We start from the raw sequence: 16,278 nt of genomic DNA on the forward strand, positions 1-16,278 counted from the left end.
GATTTCCTGACGTCTTCTCCCGTTTCTCCAACGGGAGAAGACGGGACCCGTTGCGAAACGCAACGGGGAGATGAGGGGCCGCAGCCACACCGCCGGCGCCTGCGTCCCCTCACCTCCCCCAACTGCGTTGGGGCCCCTTCCTCTCCCGCCCTGCGGGAGAGGACACTGGTGCACAGCTTCAACACTCTCGTCCTCCTCCTCGCCGCCTTCTTCTCGTTCGTCCTCGCCGCCTCACCCTCTGAAGCCGCCAAGCCCTTCCCAGTGGACCAGTTCAACTGGTACCTGCAGGACTACGATAACGATTTGGCCAGGATTGCGAAGGATCTGAAGCGAACCCAACCCGAGATCCAGGCAGATCTCGCCGCTGCCCGCGCCGCCAACAATGCCCGCCTCGCCGCCGCCTCGATCGAGCAGTTGCTGACCAAGCAGCCCACCAACGGCACGCTGTGGCTCGACCTCGCGCAGCAACTCTCCGCCGCCACGCCGATTAATGATTCCGACGGCTACACCCTGCCCTCCAAGCTCATCGGCGCGGCCCTCAAGGCCTATTTGCTGGAAAGCGACCCGAAGCAGGAAGCCATCGCCCTCAACCTCGCGGCCCAAGGCTTCGCCAAGCGCGAGATGTGGCGCCCCGCACTCACTGCCTACAAGGAGAGCCTCAAGCTGCAGGAAGACCCCGCCATCCGCCAGGCCTTCGACCAGATGCGCGCCGACCATGGATTCCGCGTCTCGGACTACAAGGTCGACACCGATGCCGCACCGCCGCGGGCCTGCTTCGAAATGTCGGAGCCGGTGTCACGCACGGTGACAGATTTCACGTCCTACTTCACGCAGGATCCCGGCCCCGTCGCCGCCGTCACGGCGGAAGGAACACGGCTCTGTGTTGAAGGCCTGAAATATGGCGAGCGTTATTCCATCACCGCCCGCCAGGGCCTGCCCAACGCCACTGACGATACGCTGGCCAAGGACGTGACCTTCGATTTCTACGTGCGTGACCGCGCGCCGTCCGTGCGCTTCACCGGCAACGCCTATGTGCTGCCGCGCACCGGCCAGACCGGCATTCCGCTGATCTCGGTCAACAGCACGCAAGCGAGCCTCAAGCTTTACCGCATCGGCGACCGCAACTTGATCGGCAGCGTGCTGGGCTATGACTTCCGCGGCCAGATCGCAGGCTATTCCGCCTCGCGGATCGCCCGCGAAAACGGCAGGCTCGTCTGGCAGGGCACACTCGAAACGCCCAGCCCCCAGAACCAGGACATCACCACCGCCATTCCGGTGGACGAGGCCATGGGCAAGCTCGAGCCCGGCCTCTATGTGATGGCGGCGTCCCCCGCGTCACGTTCGCCCGACGAATATGACAGCGTCGCCACCCAGTGGTTCGTCGTCTCCGACTTAGGTCTCGCCACCATGTCCGGCAAGGACGGGCTGCATGTCAGCCTCCGCTCGATCGCCACGGCAGACCCGATCGGCGGCGCGAAGGTCCGCCTCATCGCGCGCAACAACGAGGTGCTGGGCGAAGCGGCCTCCGATGTGTCGGGCAATGTGCTGTTCGATTCGGGGCTGATGAAGGGCGATGGCGGCCAGGCCCCCGCCCTCGTCGTGGCGCAGTCGGCGGACAACGACTATACCTTCCTCGACCTGCAGCAGCCCGCCTTCGACCTGACCGACCGCGGCGTCACCGGCCGCGCGCCGTCCGCCGCGGTCGACGCCTTCGTCTATGCCGAGCGCGGCGTCTATCGCCGCGGCGAGACGGTGCATGCCACCGTGCTGCTGAGGGACGACAAGGCCAATGCCATCGCCGGCCTCCCGCTCACCTTCGTGGTCGAGCGCCCGGATGGCGTCGCCTTCCTCACCCAGAAGCTTGACGACAAGGGGGCTGGCGGCTTCGCGAAAGATTTCGCGATCGCGCCAGGCGCGCAAGGCGGCACCTGGCGCATCAAGGCCTATACCGACCCGGCGGGCGACCCGGTGGGCGAGACCTCCTTCCTCGTCGAGGACTACATCCCCGACCGCATCGCGTTCGACCTCGTGTCGAAGACGCCCAAGGTCAGGGACACGCTGAAGATGACGGTCGACGGCCGCTATCTCTTTGGCGCCCCCGGCGCGGGGCTGGAGCTCGAGGCCAGCTTGATCGTCAATGCCGACAAAACCCCCTTCCCAGACTGGAAAGCCTATAGCTTCGGCCTGATGGACGAGCGCCTCGACCCGATCCAGGTGACAGCAGCCGACCTGCCGCAAACCGACATCAACGGCCATGCCGGCATCGAGATCACGCTCCCTGAGCTTCCCGTCACCTCGCAGCCGCTGAAGGCCGACGTCTCGGTGCGCATGCGCGAGCCCGGCGGCCGCGCCGTCGAGCGCACCGCGAGCCTGCCCATCGAAGCGAAACAGCCGATGATCGGCATCAGGCCGAACTTCGAAGATGGTGCGGCACCCGAAGGTCAGCCCGCCTCCTTCTCGCTCATCGCGGTGGACCCGGACGGCAAGCTGAAGCCCGTCAAGGGCGCCACCTGGACGCTGAAGCGCCTGGTGCGTGACTGGCAGTGGTTCAACACCGACGGCCAGTGGCAGTGGGAGGCCGTCACGCGCACCTCCAAGATCGCCAATGGCTCGCTGGACCTTGGCGGCGGCAAGCCCACCGCCTTCGCGCAGACCCTCTCCTGGGGCGAATACCGCCTCGAGATCGGTGCGCCGGGCATCACGCCCGCCTCCGTCGATTTCGCCTCGGGCTATTACTCCGGCAACACCTCCAAGGCCGATACGCCCGACACGCTGAAGGTGGCGCTCGACAAGTCGGATGTGAAGACCGGCGACACGATCAGCGTCAAGATTGACGCCCGCTATGCCGGCAAAGCCACAGTGCAGATCGTGGGCGAGAAGCTTCTGGCCACGCAGCAGGTCGATGTGCCCGAAGGCGGCGCCACGCTCACCTTCACCGTGGGTGACGGCTGGGGTACGGGCGCCTATGTGCTTGCGAGCCTCTATAAGCCGATGGACGTGAAGGCCAAGCGCATGCCGTCGCGCGCCATGGGGCTTGCCTGGTTCGGCATCGACCGCGCGGCGCGCACCCTCGATGTGGCGCTCGACACGCCGGAGCTGATGAAGCCGCGCAGCAAGCTCACCGTGCCCGTCAGGATCGGTAACCTCGCCGCCGGCGAGGAGGCCTTCATCACCGTGGCGGCGGTGGACGTCGGCATCCTCAACCTCACGCGTTATGACCCGCCGGCGCCGGACAACTTCTACTTTGACCAGAAGCAGCTCTCCGCCCAGCTGCGCGACATCTATGGCATGCTCATCGACGGCATGCAGGGCGAGCGCGGCAAGCTGCGCTCGGGTGGCGATGGAGGGGCAGCCTTCAACGCGCCGCCGCCCGCCCAGAAGCCGCTGGCGCTCTATTCCGGCATCGTCAAGGTCGGCGATGACGGCACGGCCTCCATCGACTTCGACATTCCCGCCTTCAACGGCGCCATCCGGGTGATGGCGGTGGCCTGGTCGAAAACCAAGGTCGGCCACGCCGCGAAGGATGTGATTGCGCGTGACCCGGTCGTCGTCTCGGGCACGCTGCCGCGCTTTCTGGCGGTGGGAGACTCCTCGCAACTGCGTTTCGACATCGTCAATGCCGAAGGCCCTGCGGGCGACTACACGCTCGGCGTCTCGATCGACGGCCCGGTGACGCCCGAAGCCAATACCGCGATCCAGAAGATCACGCTCGGCGCCGCTGGCTCGCGCACCACGGTTATCGTGCCGGTGAAGGGCGCGAGCTACGGCACGGCCAGCATCGTGGCCACCTTGAAAGGCCCGGGCGACATATTGCTCGACCAGGAGTTCGCGCTCGGCGTCGAGCCGGCGAACCCGATGGTGACGCGGCGCACCACGATGCTTCCTAAAGGCAGGGGCGGAACCTTCAAGCTCTCCAAAGACCTCCTCGCCGAGACGGTGCCCGGCACCGGCTCAGTTGCCCTTTCGATTAGTACGCTGCCGCAGATCGATGCCGCGGGCATCATAAAGCAGCTGGACATTTACCCTTACGGCTGCTCGGAGCAGACGGTGAGCCGTGCCCTGCCGCTGCTCTATTTGAGCGATCTGGGCGTCGATCCAAAGCAGCTCGACGCCGATCTCAACGACCGTATTCAGAAGGCCGTCACCCGCCTCGTTAACCGTCAGACGCAGTCGGGCGCCTTCGGCCTGTGGTCGGCCTATGAAAGCGACTCGAGCCTGTGGCTCACAGCCTATGTGACCGACTTCCTGCTGCGCGCCCGCGAAAAGGGCTATGTCATGCCGGAAGACGTGCTGGTCTCCAGCCTCGACTACCTCCGCAATACGGTCGGCAACGCGCCGGACATCGAGGACGGCGGCGGCCAGGACATGGCCTATGCACTCTATGTGCTTGCGCGCGCCGGTCGCGCCCCGGTGGGTGACCTCAAGTACCTAGCGGACACCAAGATGGCCAATTTCGGCACGAGACTCGCCCAAGCGCAGATCGGCGCGGCTCTTGCGATACTTGGCGACCGGGATCGCGCCGATTCCGCCTTCACCACCGCCACGAGAAATCTCGCCATTGACATTGAGTCTACAAACAATCCGGTATACCGCGCGGATTATGGCAGCGTGCTGCGCGATGCCTCGGCGACCCTAGCGCTCGCCACCGAATCGAAGGCAAAGCCCGAGGTCATCAAAACCGCGATGTGGGTGATCAGGGTGGAGGGCGCCAGGACCAAGTATACCTCAACCCAGGAAATGGCATGGATGGCGCTCGCCGCCCGCGCTGTTTTGAAGGAGGACAAGACCATCCGCATCGACATCGACGGCGCGCCGCATGAGGGCGCCTTCAACCACGTCTATTATGCCGCTGCCCTTGCTAAGGATGTGGCCGTGACGAACATAGGGCCCAATCTGGTGCGCGCCGTCGTCGCCGTCTCCGGCTCGCCCCTCGTGCCGGAGCCCGCGGCCAGCAACGGCCTCTTGATCGAGCGCAAGTATTTCACGCCCGATGGCCAGCCGGTGGACCCTGCAACCGTCAAGCAGAACACCCGCCTCGTCGCGGTACTGAGCGTGATGAAACAGCATGGCGTGGACGAGAACGGCAACTACCTGCTCGTCGACAAGCTGCCCGCCGGCTTCGAGATCGAGAACCCCACGCTCGTCTCCTCCGGCTCGACGGCAAGTTTCGCCTGGCTCTCGGACACCACCAACGCGTCCTACACAGAGTTCCGGGATGATCGTTTCGTGGCAAGCTTCACCAATTCCACCGCCAAGCTCGCCTATATGGTGCGCGCCGTTTCGCCCGGCGTTTACGTGCACCCGGGTGCGACGGTGGAGGACATGTACCGCCCCGAACTCAACGCCCGCACCGTTACCGGCAGCGTGACGGTGACGGCGCCCTGACATGAAGACGCCCCGCAGCAGATGGCCCTTGCGCCTCTATGCGGGGCTGCTTGCCGGCATCCTCGCGGTCAACGCCGCGGGCTTCACGGCAAGCGAGGTGCTGCGTCGCCTGGGGCCGGTGCCCCTCGGCAAGGGCATCACCTATTCGACGCTGGTGACGGACAAGGACGGCAAGCTGCTCCGCCCCTTCATCACGAAGGATGGCTACTGGCGTCTGCCCGTCACGTCGAAGGATGTCGACCCGCGCTTCCTCGCGATGCTCATCGCCTATGAGGACAAGCGCTTCTACGCGCATGCGGGCGTTGACCCTTGGGCCCTGCTTCGCGCGGCATGGCAGGCCGCAACGCATGGCCATGTCGTTTCCGGCGGATCGACGATCACCATGCAGGTGGCGCGCCTGCTCGAACCGCGCCCCGCGCGCAGCGTCTCTGACAAGCTCGCCGAAATGGTCCGTGCACTGCAGATCGAGCGCCTGCTGTCGAAGCAGCAGATCCTCGACCTTTACCTCGCACTCGCCCCCTATGGCGGCAACATCGAGGGCACGCGTGCGGCATCTCTCGCCTATTTCGGCAAGGAGCCGAAGCGGCTCTCTACCGCCGAGTCGGCCCTGCTCGTGGCATTGCCGCAGGCACCCGAGACGCGCCGCCCCGACCGCTTCCCGAGGCAGGCCATCGCCGCGCGCAACCGCGTCATCGCGCTCCTCAACGCGGCTGGCATCGTCAATGCCGATCAGGCGGAGGCCGCCGCATCGGAAGATGCGCCGAAAGGCCGCCTCGCCTTTCCCATGCTGGCAGCACACGTGGCCGAACACATCGCCAAATCCGCACCACCCGGCGCGGTGGCGGAAACCACCATTGCCCGCGATCTGCAGGCCTCGCTCGAAACCCTGGCACGGGACCGCGCGCTGCTCATCGGCTCCGGTGTCGCCACCGCCATCCTCGTCGTCGACAACGAGACCGGCGAAGTCCGCGCCCATGTCGGCGGCACGGGCTATTTCGATACGCTGCGCGCGGGTCAGATGGACCTTGCCAATGCGCTGCGCTCGCCGGGCTCCACCTTGAAGCCCTTCATCTATGGCCTCGCCTTCGAGGATGGCCTCGTCCACCCCGAAACGCTCATCGACGACCGCGCGGTGCGTTACGGCGCCTATGCGCCGGAGAATTTCGACGATAGTTTCCACGGCACCGTCACGGTGCGCACCGCGCTGCAGCAGTCGCTCAATGTGCCCGCGCTGCAGGTCCTCAATGGCATCGGCGCCGACCGCCTCATGGCGCGCCTCACCAACGCGGGCGTGAAACTGGTGCTGCCGCAGAATGCCGGCCCCGGCCTCGCCGTGGGCCTCGGCGGTGCGGGCGTGCGCCTCACCGATCTGGCCGCCCTCTATGTGGCGCTGGCCCGCGGCGGCGAGCCGGTCCAACTCAGCTGGCAGCTGTCGGAAAAGCGCAATGCCAAGCCACTGCGCCGCCTGTTCGAGCCCAACGCCAGTTGGATGATCGGCGACGTGCTTAAGGGCGCGCCCACGCCGCAGAATGCCTTGGGGGGCCAGATCGCCTTCAAGACCGGCACCTCTTATGGCTACCGTGATGCCTGGGCGGTGGGCTATGACGGCGCCAACACCATTGCCGTCTGGGCCGGCCGGCCGGATGGCGCGGCGGTGCCCGGCGTCATCGGCCGCATCGCCGCTGCCCCTATTCTGTTCGAGGCCTTCCAGCGCATCGGCGCATCACGTGTGCCGCTGGGCCCCGCGCCTCCGGGCACCGTCATCGCCACCACCAATCAGCTTCCTGCCAATCTGCAGCGCTTCCGCCCCAACGCCCTGCCGGAGGTCGCCACCGCCAGCCGCGATGCGCCGCCCACGATCGCCTTCCCACCCGATGGCGCGCGGATCGACCTCGATGGCGATCAAGCTCCCGCCGTCAGCCTCAAGGTCTATGGCGGAACGCCCCCCTTCACCTGGCTCGCCGACGGCATTCCCATTGCCCAGGGCGAATTCCGGCGCGATGCCTTCTGGGACCAGCCGCCAGATGGATTTGCCCGCTTGTCGGTGATCGACGCCAAAGGCAAAACAGCCTCGGCGCGCGTGCGCGTCGAATGACAAGAGCCGAGAGCAGTCATAGCGGGCCGGATCGCGTTTCCCTCCCCCTTGTGGGGAGGGATTAAGGGTGGGGGTCCCCGGGCTCTGATGTTCAAAAATCTGGACTCGTGGGCCCCCCACCCCTGCCCCTCCCCACGAGGGGGAGGGGAATCCTATTCGTTTCACGTGCCGGCGCGATGCGCCAGTTGGGACGTTCATTTGCGCGCCCACTCATGCTAGCGCATGTTCCGATCAGGTGGAATCACCTGATCGATAAGAACATGCGCCAGATCGATAGCTTGAGCATGATCTTATCGCAAAAGTCGGTTCCACTTTTGCGGATCATGCTCTAGGTCCAGAGAGACTGCAGTGAAGGATTGCCATGCCCGACACCAACTGGACCACCCGCCCCTGGCACCGCGACTGGCTGAAGGCCCAGGCCAATGCCCTGTTCGATCTGTTCCAGCACAATTCGGTCAACCCGAAGGGCGGCTTCCACGATCTCGATGCGGCGGGCCTGCCCTTCGGCGCCGTGCGTCAGATACATTCAACGGCCCGCATGGTTCACTGCTTCGCCATCGCCGCCAGGCTCGGCCGGCCGGGGGCGGAGAGCATTGTCGATCACGGCATGCGGTTTCTGTGGGAAGGCCACCGCGACAACGTGCATGGCGGCTATTGCTGGTCGCTCGACGACGAGGGCTTCAGGGACGATTCGAAACAGGCCTATGGCCATGCCTTCGTGCTGCTGGCCGCGGCGGACGCCAGCATGACCGGCCACCCGCTCGGCAAGGAGATGCTTGCCGACGTCACCGGCGTGCTGAACACCCGTTTCTGGGATGAACACTACGGTGCGGTGTCGGAGGAATATGCCCGCGACTGGGCGAAGATCTCCGATTACCGCGGCCAGAATTCCAACATGCACTTAACCGAGGCGCTGATGGCCGCCTTCGAGGCAACGCAGGATGCCGCCTATCTCGACAAGGCCAAGCGCATCGCCAGCCTCATCATCGGCACACACGCCGTCTCGCTTGACTATGTGGTGGCCGAGCATTTCGACGCGCAGTGGAAGATCGACAAGGGCTACAAGGGCTCCGACATGTTCCGCCCCGCCGGCACCACGCCGGGCCACTGGCTCGAATGGTCACGCCTCATGGCCCAGCTCTGGGTGCTCGACGGCAGGAAGGAGGCCTGGCACATCGAGGCCGCGCAGAAGCTGTTCAAGAGCGCCGTCACCCGCGGCTGGGACACGGAAAAGGGCGGCTTCTTCTACACCCTCGACTTCGACAACCGGCCAGCGCTCACCCACAAGATCTGGTGGCCCGCCACCGAAGCGATCGGTGCTGCCGCGTTCCTCAGCCAGTTGAAGCCTGACCCGTTTCTCGAAGCGTGGTACCGCAAGGTCTGGGACTTCTCGGCCACCTATTTCATCGACCCCGCCAATGGCGGCTGGTATGGCGAATTGGGCGGCGATCTGAATCCGATCGACAAGTTCTTCACCGGCAAGCCCGACATCTACCACGCGCTCCAGGCCTGCCTGATCCCGCTGTTCCCGGCGACGGGCAGCCTGATGCATGCAGTCAGCAGCGCCTAGCGCATGTTCCGATCAGGTGGACTCACCTGATCGACAAGAACATGCGCCAGATCAATAGCTTGAGCATGATTTTATCGCAAAAGTGGTTCCACTTTTGCGGATCATGCTTTAGATGGCGCTCTATCGAAAGACGGGCAGCGTCAAGCTGGGCAAGACCGGCGGGCATGTTCCTCTCAACATCAGAGGTCCCATCGGGAGTGGATGTTGCAGCAGATCGAAGCGGGCGGCGACCTGACCCTTGAGGGCCTTGCAAATAAGCTCGATGGGCCTTGGATCGGGAATGTCAGATTTCCCTCACGACACTTCGAGCTTGCGGAGGGTGTTTCGATGTGCTATTAAAAATTTTAACTTGCAAGGAGGCCAAAATGTTGCGTCGTCGCCTTATGGCACTAAGTGCAGCTTCTTTTGTTTTGATGAGCAGTGTAAACGTGCTCGCTGCTCCCGCCAGGTCCTGGAACTTATCAAGGGACGTAATGTCGATCCCTGGGTATCCCATTGTCCCGTCCTATGTGGGTAATGCTGTCGGAACTTGGTCGTTCTGGTCTGGCACTGTCGGTACACCTTTGCCCTTACTCACCTTTACGTCTGCGACCAACGTTTTTTACTGGGGGAATGTTTTTACTACTGGAGTTGTTATAGTTCCCGGTCTGTCTTTCACGTCTGTTACTGCCAACTTCACTAAGGGACTGGTGTCGCTGCATCCCAGTCCTACTCAACCAGTAATCGTAAAATGGGCGGGAAGTACGACCAGTGCAGTTCGCGTTCTAGCCCGTTTTTCCGATATAGACCCTAACTGTGGCGATGGAGTGAAGTGGGTTGTCTACAAGAACACAACTGTTCTTGGAAGTGGAGTTATTGCCAACGGGAATCATGGAGCTGTTTTCGGTACAGCAGTGTCCGTCGTTCCAGCGGACAGCCTCTACTTTGTTGTTGAGCCTCATGCCAATTACCAATGTGATAATACTGCTCTAGATGTCTTGATTACCGCTACCCCTTAAGCGCACCATCAACCCTCTGTTCACATCCTCCAGCGTCTGCGCATCGGCATCCTGCTTCAGCCGCTCCTTCCGGAGCAGCGAGCCGGTGCGGGCGATCTCGTGATCGGAATAGCCGCACGCCGCAGCGCCGTCACCCGCGGCTGGGACGAGGCCAAAGGCGGCTTCCACTACACGCTCGACTTCGACAACAAACCCGCCATCACCCACAAGATCTGGTGGCCTGCCACCGAAGCGATCGGCGCCGCCGCCTTCCTCAACGCGCTGCAGCCCGACCCCTTCTACGAGCACTGGTACCGCAAGGTCTGGGACTTCTCGGCCACCCACTTCATCGACCCCGCCAATGGCGGCTGGTATCCAGAACTCGGCGGCGACCTGAAGCCCATCGACCGCTTTTTCACGGGAAAGCCCGACATCTACCACGCGCTCCAGGCCTGCCTGATCCCGCTGTTCCCCGCGACGGGCAGCCTGATGAAGGCGGTCGAGAGCCAATGACTAGAGCGGCGGCCGGTCATATAGAATCGCGATCGTTTTCCCTCCCCCTTGTGGGGAGGGAAATCCTAATGGAGTCAATTGACCGCCCGCCGCTATAGCAAGTTGCGCCGCGGTCCTGCCCGAAAGCCTGTGCCCTGACGCGCAGGCGTCATCTTCGTGTTGCGCGTGATGCTCCTGCCGGCCCGAGTAAACGCAGCTTGCCTGGCGGGGCAAGAGCGCCCATACACGGCGGATGAAAAACAAAAATCCTATCGTTCATGCGTGGAACTTCATTTTCGACCATGAGGTGAGCCCGCTCCGTAACATTCCCGACATCGCCATGCGCCACTACGTGCTGCAGGGCCTGGGCCTGATGTGGGCGGTCTGCTTCTCGCTGGCCATCGGAAGCTACGCCTTTCTCGCGGCCAGCATCGTGGGCCACGCCCTTCTGATCGGTGCTGCGGCCATCACCGTTGCCGTGCTGTCGACGGCCGCGGCGAAGCCCCAGGTCTTTGCGCGCTTTTCCGGTCGCCGGCACGATGGCGAGCACGAGTGAACCGCCCGCCGGCCGGCATATCGGCGCGGACAGACTAAGAGAGAACGGCCACGTGGCAGAGCCTGACGATCGGAGTTTGCTGGAGCGGGCGCAGAATTTCGCCGAAATGGCCGGCTTCAGCGCCGAGAAGGCCAAGACACTGAAGCTCCGCCGCCACATGGGCTTCACGGTTGCACACTGGACGGCATCATCCGATGAAGCCGTGCTCTCGCACAGTTTCGAGAACGACATCTTTCTCTGCGGCGTTCCCGAGTATCAGCCGAAGAGCTCCGACACGGTTCTCGACGTGGGCGCGCATCTCGGCGACTTCTCCCTGCTCCTGTCCCGCCGCGTGGCGCGGGTCTGCGCCATCGAGGCGCGGCGCGAGACCTTCGCATTGCTCAAAACGAACCTCTTCGTGAATGGCGCCGACAATGTGGTTGCCGACCACCTCGCGCTGGGCGACAGAAACGGCTACTGCCGCCTCTATCTCGCGACCGAGGGCGAGAGCTGGGGCGACTCCACGACCTTCGATTTCAGCGGACCGGCAGAGAGCGTGGCCTGCGCCACCCTCGCGCGCTATTTGTTCGAGCGCAATATCCCACGCGTGGACTTCGCCAAGCTCAATTGCGAGGGCGCGGAATTCCCGATCCTGATGTCTGCAGATGTCCCCACCTTGTCAAGGTTCGAGAAGCTGCTCGTGCTCTATCACTGCGATCTGGTCAGCGGGGCGGGGGAGCGCATGCTGCTCGAGAAACTCGGGCAATGCGGTTTCACGACATCCGTGCGGAACCAGACGGACAGCCGTGGCTGGATCGTCGCCACCCGCTCCTGATCCGCTCGGATTGCGGGAGGAAGCTACATTCAGCCTTGGGTCAGCGCCTCGCCGAGAAGCCTGCGCAGCCGGTCACCCATCGGGACTGACCCCGCCGCCGCCAATCCCACCGCTGACATCTTCTTCGCGGTCTTCGCCAGAATGTCCCTGACCTTGCCGTCGTCGTGCCTGGCGATGAAGGCTTCCGCCTCGTGGGCCAGGAAGACGAGGCAGATCACGTCCTCCAGCGTCTGCGCATCCGCGTCCTGCTTCAACCGTTCCTTCCGCAGCAGCGCGCCAGTACGCGCGATCTCGTCTTCCGCATAGCCGCACTCCGCCATGATTTCGGCGGCGCGGCGGGCGTGCAGCTTCTGCAGGTCCTTGCGCCAGGTGAGATAGGCGATACGGCCTTCGGGATAGGAGGCGCGCGGAATGGTCCAGCGCTCGATGTGCTGGGCCCGCGCGGCGATCTTCAGCGTCTCGGGCGCATCCGGCCGGAAGCTCTCCAGCGTCTCCGTCATCCGCCGCCCGTAAAGCTCCGCCTGGCTCGCCGGGTCGCGGGCATTGGCGGCATCGATCAGGGCATAGGCCCGGGTGAGCCGGTCAGGTGCTTGGTCTGGCATGGGTCGAGACTGGCCGAACCCGGCCCCCCGTGCAACCGGCGCATTTGCCCTGTGTCTATTTCATGTTACACAGACCGCCATGACACTGCGCTACCCCTTCTCTGCCATTGCGGGCCAGGACGAGCTGTTGCAGGCCCTGCTCCTCACCGCCGTGGACCCGCTAATCGGCGGCCTCCTCGCCTTTGGCGACCGCGGGACGGGCAAGTCCACCGCGGTGCGGGCGCTGGCCGCCCTGCTGCCGGAGATCAGGGCCAATTCCTGCGCCTATCACTGCGACCCGGACAGCCCCTCCGCCCAGTGCGAGGCCTGCCGCAAGACCGAGACCCACAAGGTGCGGAAGGTTCCCATCCCCGTCGTCGACCTGCCGCTCGGCGCAACGGAAGACCGGGTGCTGGGCTCGCTCAACCTCGAGCGCGCCCTGTCGCATGGCGAGAAGAGCTTCGAGCCGGGGCTGCTGGCCCAGGCCAACCGCGGCTATCTCTATGTCGACGAGGTGAACCTGCTGGAGGACCACATCGTCGACCTGCTGCTGGACGTCGCCGCCTCGGGCGAGAACGTGGTCGAGCGCGAGGGGCTCTCCGTCCGCCACCCCGCCCGCATCGTGCTGGTGGGCAGCGGCAACCCGGAAGAGGGCGAACTCCGCCCGCAGTTGCTCGATCGCTTCGGCCTCTCCGTCGAGGTGCGCACGCCCACGGAAGTCAAGACCTGGGTCGAGATCGTCAAGCGCCGCGATGCCTTCGAGCGCGACCCGGAAGGCTTCACCGCGCTGTGGGAGAGGCAGGAAGACCAGACGCGCCGCCGCATCGTCAAAGCCCGCAAGCATCTGAACGGCGTCGAGGTGCCGGATGCGGTCCTCGAGCGCGCCGCAGCACTCTGCATCAACCTCAAGACCGACGGGCTGCGCGGCCAGCTGACGCTGATGCGCGCCGCCCGCGCGCTCGCGGCTTATGACGGCGCCAAGCGCGTCACCGACGATCACCTGAAGCGCATGGCAGCGCCGTCACTGCGCCACCGCCTGCGCCGCAATCCGCTGGACGAGACGGGCTCCACCACCCGCATCGACCGTGCGGTCACCGAAGTGTTCGGCGCGTGAGCGGGGGGGCCCTCGCCTGCGCGCTCCTGGCCCTCGACCCCGAGGGCCTGAAGGGCGCCATCGTCAAGGGCCCGGCCGACGCCTTTCTCGCATCGCTCCGCCATCTCTCGCAGCGCCGGACCCATCGCATCCCCCCCCACATCGGCATCGACCGCCTCACGGGTTCGATCGACGTCGCCGCCACGTTGAAATCGGGCGCTCCGGTGCACGACCACGGCCTCCTCGCCGAGACCGATGGCCTGCTGCTCCTCACCTCCGCCGAACGCCTGTCGCCTGACAAGGCCGCCCTCATCGCCGCCGCCATGGACCATGGCGCCGCCTTCACCATCATCGCCCATGACGAAGGCATCGACGGCGAGCATGCGCCGCCGATCCTCGCCGAGCGCGTGGCCTTCAGGCTCGACCTCACCGGCTTCGAACCGTTGGAGATCGACATCGGCGCGGCGCGCACTCTCCTGCCGCTCGTCGAGATCGCTGATGCCATCACCGAAGGCCTGTGCCAGACGGCGCTGGCCTTGGGCCTCTCCTCCATCCGCCCCGCCGTCATGGCGCTGCGCGCGGCGCGCGCGGCGGCGGCACTGGATGGCCGCGGGCAAGTGGATGAAGACGACGCACGGCTTGCCGCAAGCCTCATCCTCGCGCCGCGCGCCGTCACCTGGCCCGCACCGCCGGCGGAGGAGCCTGACCAGCCCGCGCCGCAGGATGCGCCCGAACCCGGCGAGGAGGATGGTTCCCCCGCCCCGCGGGAACTGGCCGACCGCCTGCTTGACGCGGTCAAGGCGTCACTGCCGCCGGGCCTTCTCGCGGCACTGGAGAAAAACCTGCGCCAGCCCGGCTCCAAGGCCGGGGCCGGTGCCGTCTCGCAGAAGGCCGGCCTGCGGCGCGGCCGCCCCGCCGGCACGCGCCAGGGCGAGCCGAAGAACGGCGCCCGCCTCGCCTTGATCGACACGCTGCGCGCCGCCGCCCCATGGCAGCCGCTGCGCCGCCGCAGCAACCCCATTCGAAAAGGCGTGCAGGTCGAGAAGGCCGACTTCCGAATCCGCCGCTTCAAGGAGAAGCGCGAGACGACGGCGATCTTCGTGGTGGATGCGTCAGGCTCCGCCGCACTCCACCGCATGGCGGAGGCCAAGGGCGCCATCGAGTTGCTGCTCGCGGATTGCTATGTGCGGCGTGACCGCACGGCCCTGATCGCCTTCCGCGGCAAGCAGGCGGACGTCCTGCTGCCGCCCACCCGCTCGCTGCAGCGCGCCAAGAAGTCATTGGCCGATCTTCCCGGCGGCGGTGGCACGCCGCTCGCGGCGGGGATCGAGCAGTCGATGCTGGTGGCTACCCAAGTGCGCCGCTCCGGCGGCATCCCGCTTATTGTCTTCCTCACCGACGGCAAGGCTAACATCGCGCGGGACGGCACCGCTGATCGCGCGGTGGCCCTGCGCGATGCCGAGGCCGCCGCCAAGGCGCTGCGGCTTGCCGGTTTCAGGACGCTGATGATCGACCTTTCCGGCACGCGCACCGGCCCTGCGGCCAAGCTGGCCGGGGCCATGGGGGCCGATTATCTGCCACTGCCCCACGCCGATGCTTCGCGCATCTCGGCTTCCGTCAACGCCGCCATGAAGGCCTGACATGGGCTACTACCTCGACTGGGCCAGGGATGGCCGCGACTGGCCCAACCACGCAGCGAGCCGCTTCGTCGAGGCCGCTGGCATGCGCTGGCACGTGCAGGTGATGGGCGAAGGCCCCGCCCTGCTCCTCCTCCACGGCACGGGCGCTGCCACCCACTCCTGGCGCGGCGTGATGCAGAAACTTGCCGCCCACTACACCGTGGTGGCGGTGGACCTTCCCGGCCACGCCTTCACCCAGCCGCCATCCAAGAACAGCCTGTCGCTTCCCGGCATGGCCGCCGCCGTCGCCATCTTGCTCCGGACACTGAACGTCAACCCCGTGCGCGCCGCCGGCCACTCCGCCGGCGCCGCCGTTCTCGTGCGCATGGCGGTGGAGCGCCTCCTCGCGCCGCATGACATCGTGAGCTTCAACGGCGCTTTCTTCCCCGTCACCGGCGTGGCGGGCCAGTTCTTCTCGCCGCTCGCCAGGACCTTCGCCAACGCCACCATCGTGCAAAAGATGTTCGCGAAGATGGCCGACCGCAAGGCGGTGGAGCGCCTGCTGCGCGACACCGGCTCCACCATCGACGCGGAAGGCATCACGCTCTACCAGAAGCTCTTCTCCAACGAAGGCCACATCGCGGGAACGCTGGGCATGATGGCCGCCTGGGACCTGCACTGGGTGCCGCAGGACCTGAAAAACCTCCCCGTCCCCATCACGCTCGCCTACGCCACCGGCGACCGCACCATCCCCCCCGCCCGCGCCGCCGAGGCCGCGAAGCTCGCGCCCAGGGCGAGCCTCGTCGAAATCAAGGGCCTCGGCCACCTCGCCCACGAGGAGGACCCGACGGGTGCGGCCGCCATCATCGCCGACCCAGCGTCCTTCGTGCTGCGGTAGCGGCGACAGTCCTCTCCCGCACCGCGTGATAAGACCCTGCGCGCATCTTTCTTCTGCCCCCTGTCGATAGCTAATTAACTTGTCCGGTTTTGGTAGCACATCAAATGTCCGCTTCTTGTCTTTTGTTCTCCTGTGGGACTGTGGGCAAGGCGGAGCCTTGTCCACATTTCCACAGGTGTTGCGGCTGAGCGGATTTAA

At 65.4% G+C, this 16,278-nt stretch carries 10 protein-coding genes; 9 read left to right on the forward strand and 1 reads right to left on the reverse strand.

All coding sequences use genetic code 11. The annotated features are described in order from the left end of the window. The first annotated feature begins 168 nt into the window (after positions 1–168). The 6 genes from IOC82_RS05485 to IOC82_RS05510 all read left to right on the forward strand — a co-directional run bounded on the left by IOC82_RS05485 (position 169) and on the right by IOC82_RS05510 (position 11,889). Complete coding sequence (locus tag IOC82_RS05485) at positions 169–5,385, forward strand: alpha-2-macroglobulin (RefSeq protein WP_290545176.1); 5,217 nt, start codon at positions 169–171, stop codon at positions 5,383–5,385. A 1-nt stretch (position 5,386) separates the two neighbouring features. Then, positions 5,387–7,480, forward strand: a complete 2,094-nt coding sequence (gene pbpC, locus IOC82_RS05490) for a penicillin-binding protein 1C (protein ID WP_290545177.1) — start codon at positions 5,387–5,389, stop codon at positions 7,478–7,480. Between the two features lie 361 nt (positions 7,481–7,841). Then, positions 7,842–9,050 (forward strand): AGE family epimerase/isomerase, encoded by a 1,209-nt coding sequence (locus tag IOC82_RS05495; RefSeq protein ID WP_290545178.1) that lies wholly within the window; start codon positions 7,842–7,844, stop codon positions 9,048–9,050. A 1,097-nt stretch (positions 9,051–10,147) separates the two neighbouring features. After that, positions 10,148–10,540 (forward strand): AGE family epimerase/isomerase, encoded by a 393-nt coding sequence (locus IOC82_RS05500; protein WP_290545179.1) that lies wholly within the window; start codon positions 10,148–10,150, stop codon positions 10,538–10,540. A gap of 232 nt (positions 10,541–10,772) precedes the next feature. Then, entirely contained in the window at positions 10,773–11,075 is a 303-nt protein-coding gene (locus IOC82_RS05505; RefSeq protein ID WP_290545180.1) for a hypothetical protein, read from the forward strand. 52 nt (positions 11,076–11,127) lie between these two features. Continuing rightward, positions 11,128–11,889 (forward strand): FkbM family methyltransferase, encoded by a 762-nt coding sequence (locus IOC82_RS05510; protein ID WP_290545181.1) that lies wholly within the window; start codon positions 11,128–11,130, stop codon positions 11,887–11,889. 29 nt (positions 11,890–11,918) lie between these two features. Here the strand turns inward: IOC82_RS05510 and IOC82_RS05515 are convergent, their stop codons facing one another. Next, positions 11,919–12,491: a DUF4202 domain-containing protein gene (locus IOC82_RS05515; RefSeq protein ID WP_290545182.1), complete on the reverse strand. Its 573-nt coding sequence runs from the start codon at positions 12,489–12,491 to the stop codon at positions 11,919–11,921. 79 nt (positions 12,492–12,570) lie between these two features. Between IOC82_RS05515 and bchI the strand changes: the two genes are divergently transcribed. The 3 genes from bchI to bchO are packed head-to-tail and all read left to right on the forward strand — an operon-like array spanning position 12,571 to position 16,080. Continuing rightward, on the forward strand, positions 12,571–13,584 hold the full coding sequence (gene bchI, locus IOC82_RS05520) for a magnesium chelatase ATPase subunit I (protein ID WP_290545183.1): 1,014 nt from the start codon (positions 12,571–12,573) through the stop codon (positions 13,582–13,584). Beyond that, positions 13,581–15,203, forward strand: coding sequence for a magnesium chelatase subunit D (locus IOC82_RS05525; protein WP_290545184.1), 1,623 nt, complete (start codon positions 13,581–13,583; stop codon positions 15,201–15,203). Before bchI ends, IOC82_RS05525 begins: the two co-directional genes overlap by 4 nt. Position 15,204: 1 nt before the next feature. After that, entirely contained in the window at positions 15,205–16,080 is an 876-nt protein-coding gene (bchO, locus tag IOC82_RS05530) for an alpha/beta fold hydrolase BchO (RefSeq protein WP_290545185.1), read from the forward strand. Positions 16,081–16,278: the final 198 nt, after the last annotated feature.

The sequence above is a fragment of the Aestuariivirga sp. genome (assembly GCF_020252395.1).
Classification (GTDB): domain Bacteria; phylum Pseudomonadota; class Alphaproteobacteria; order Rhizobiales; family Aestuariivirgaceae; genus Aestuariivirga.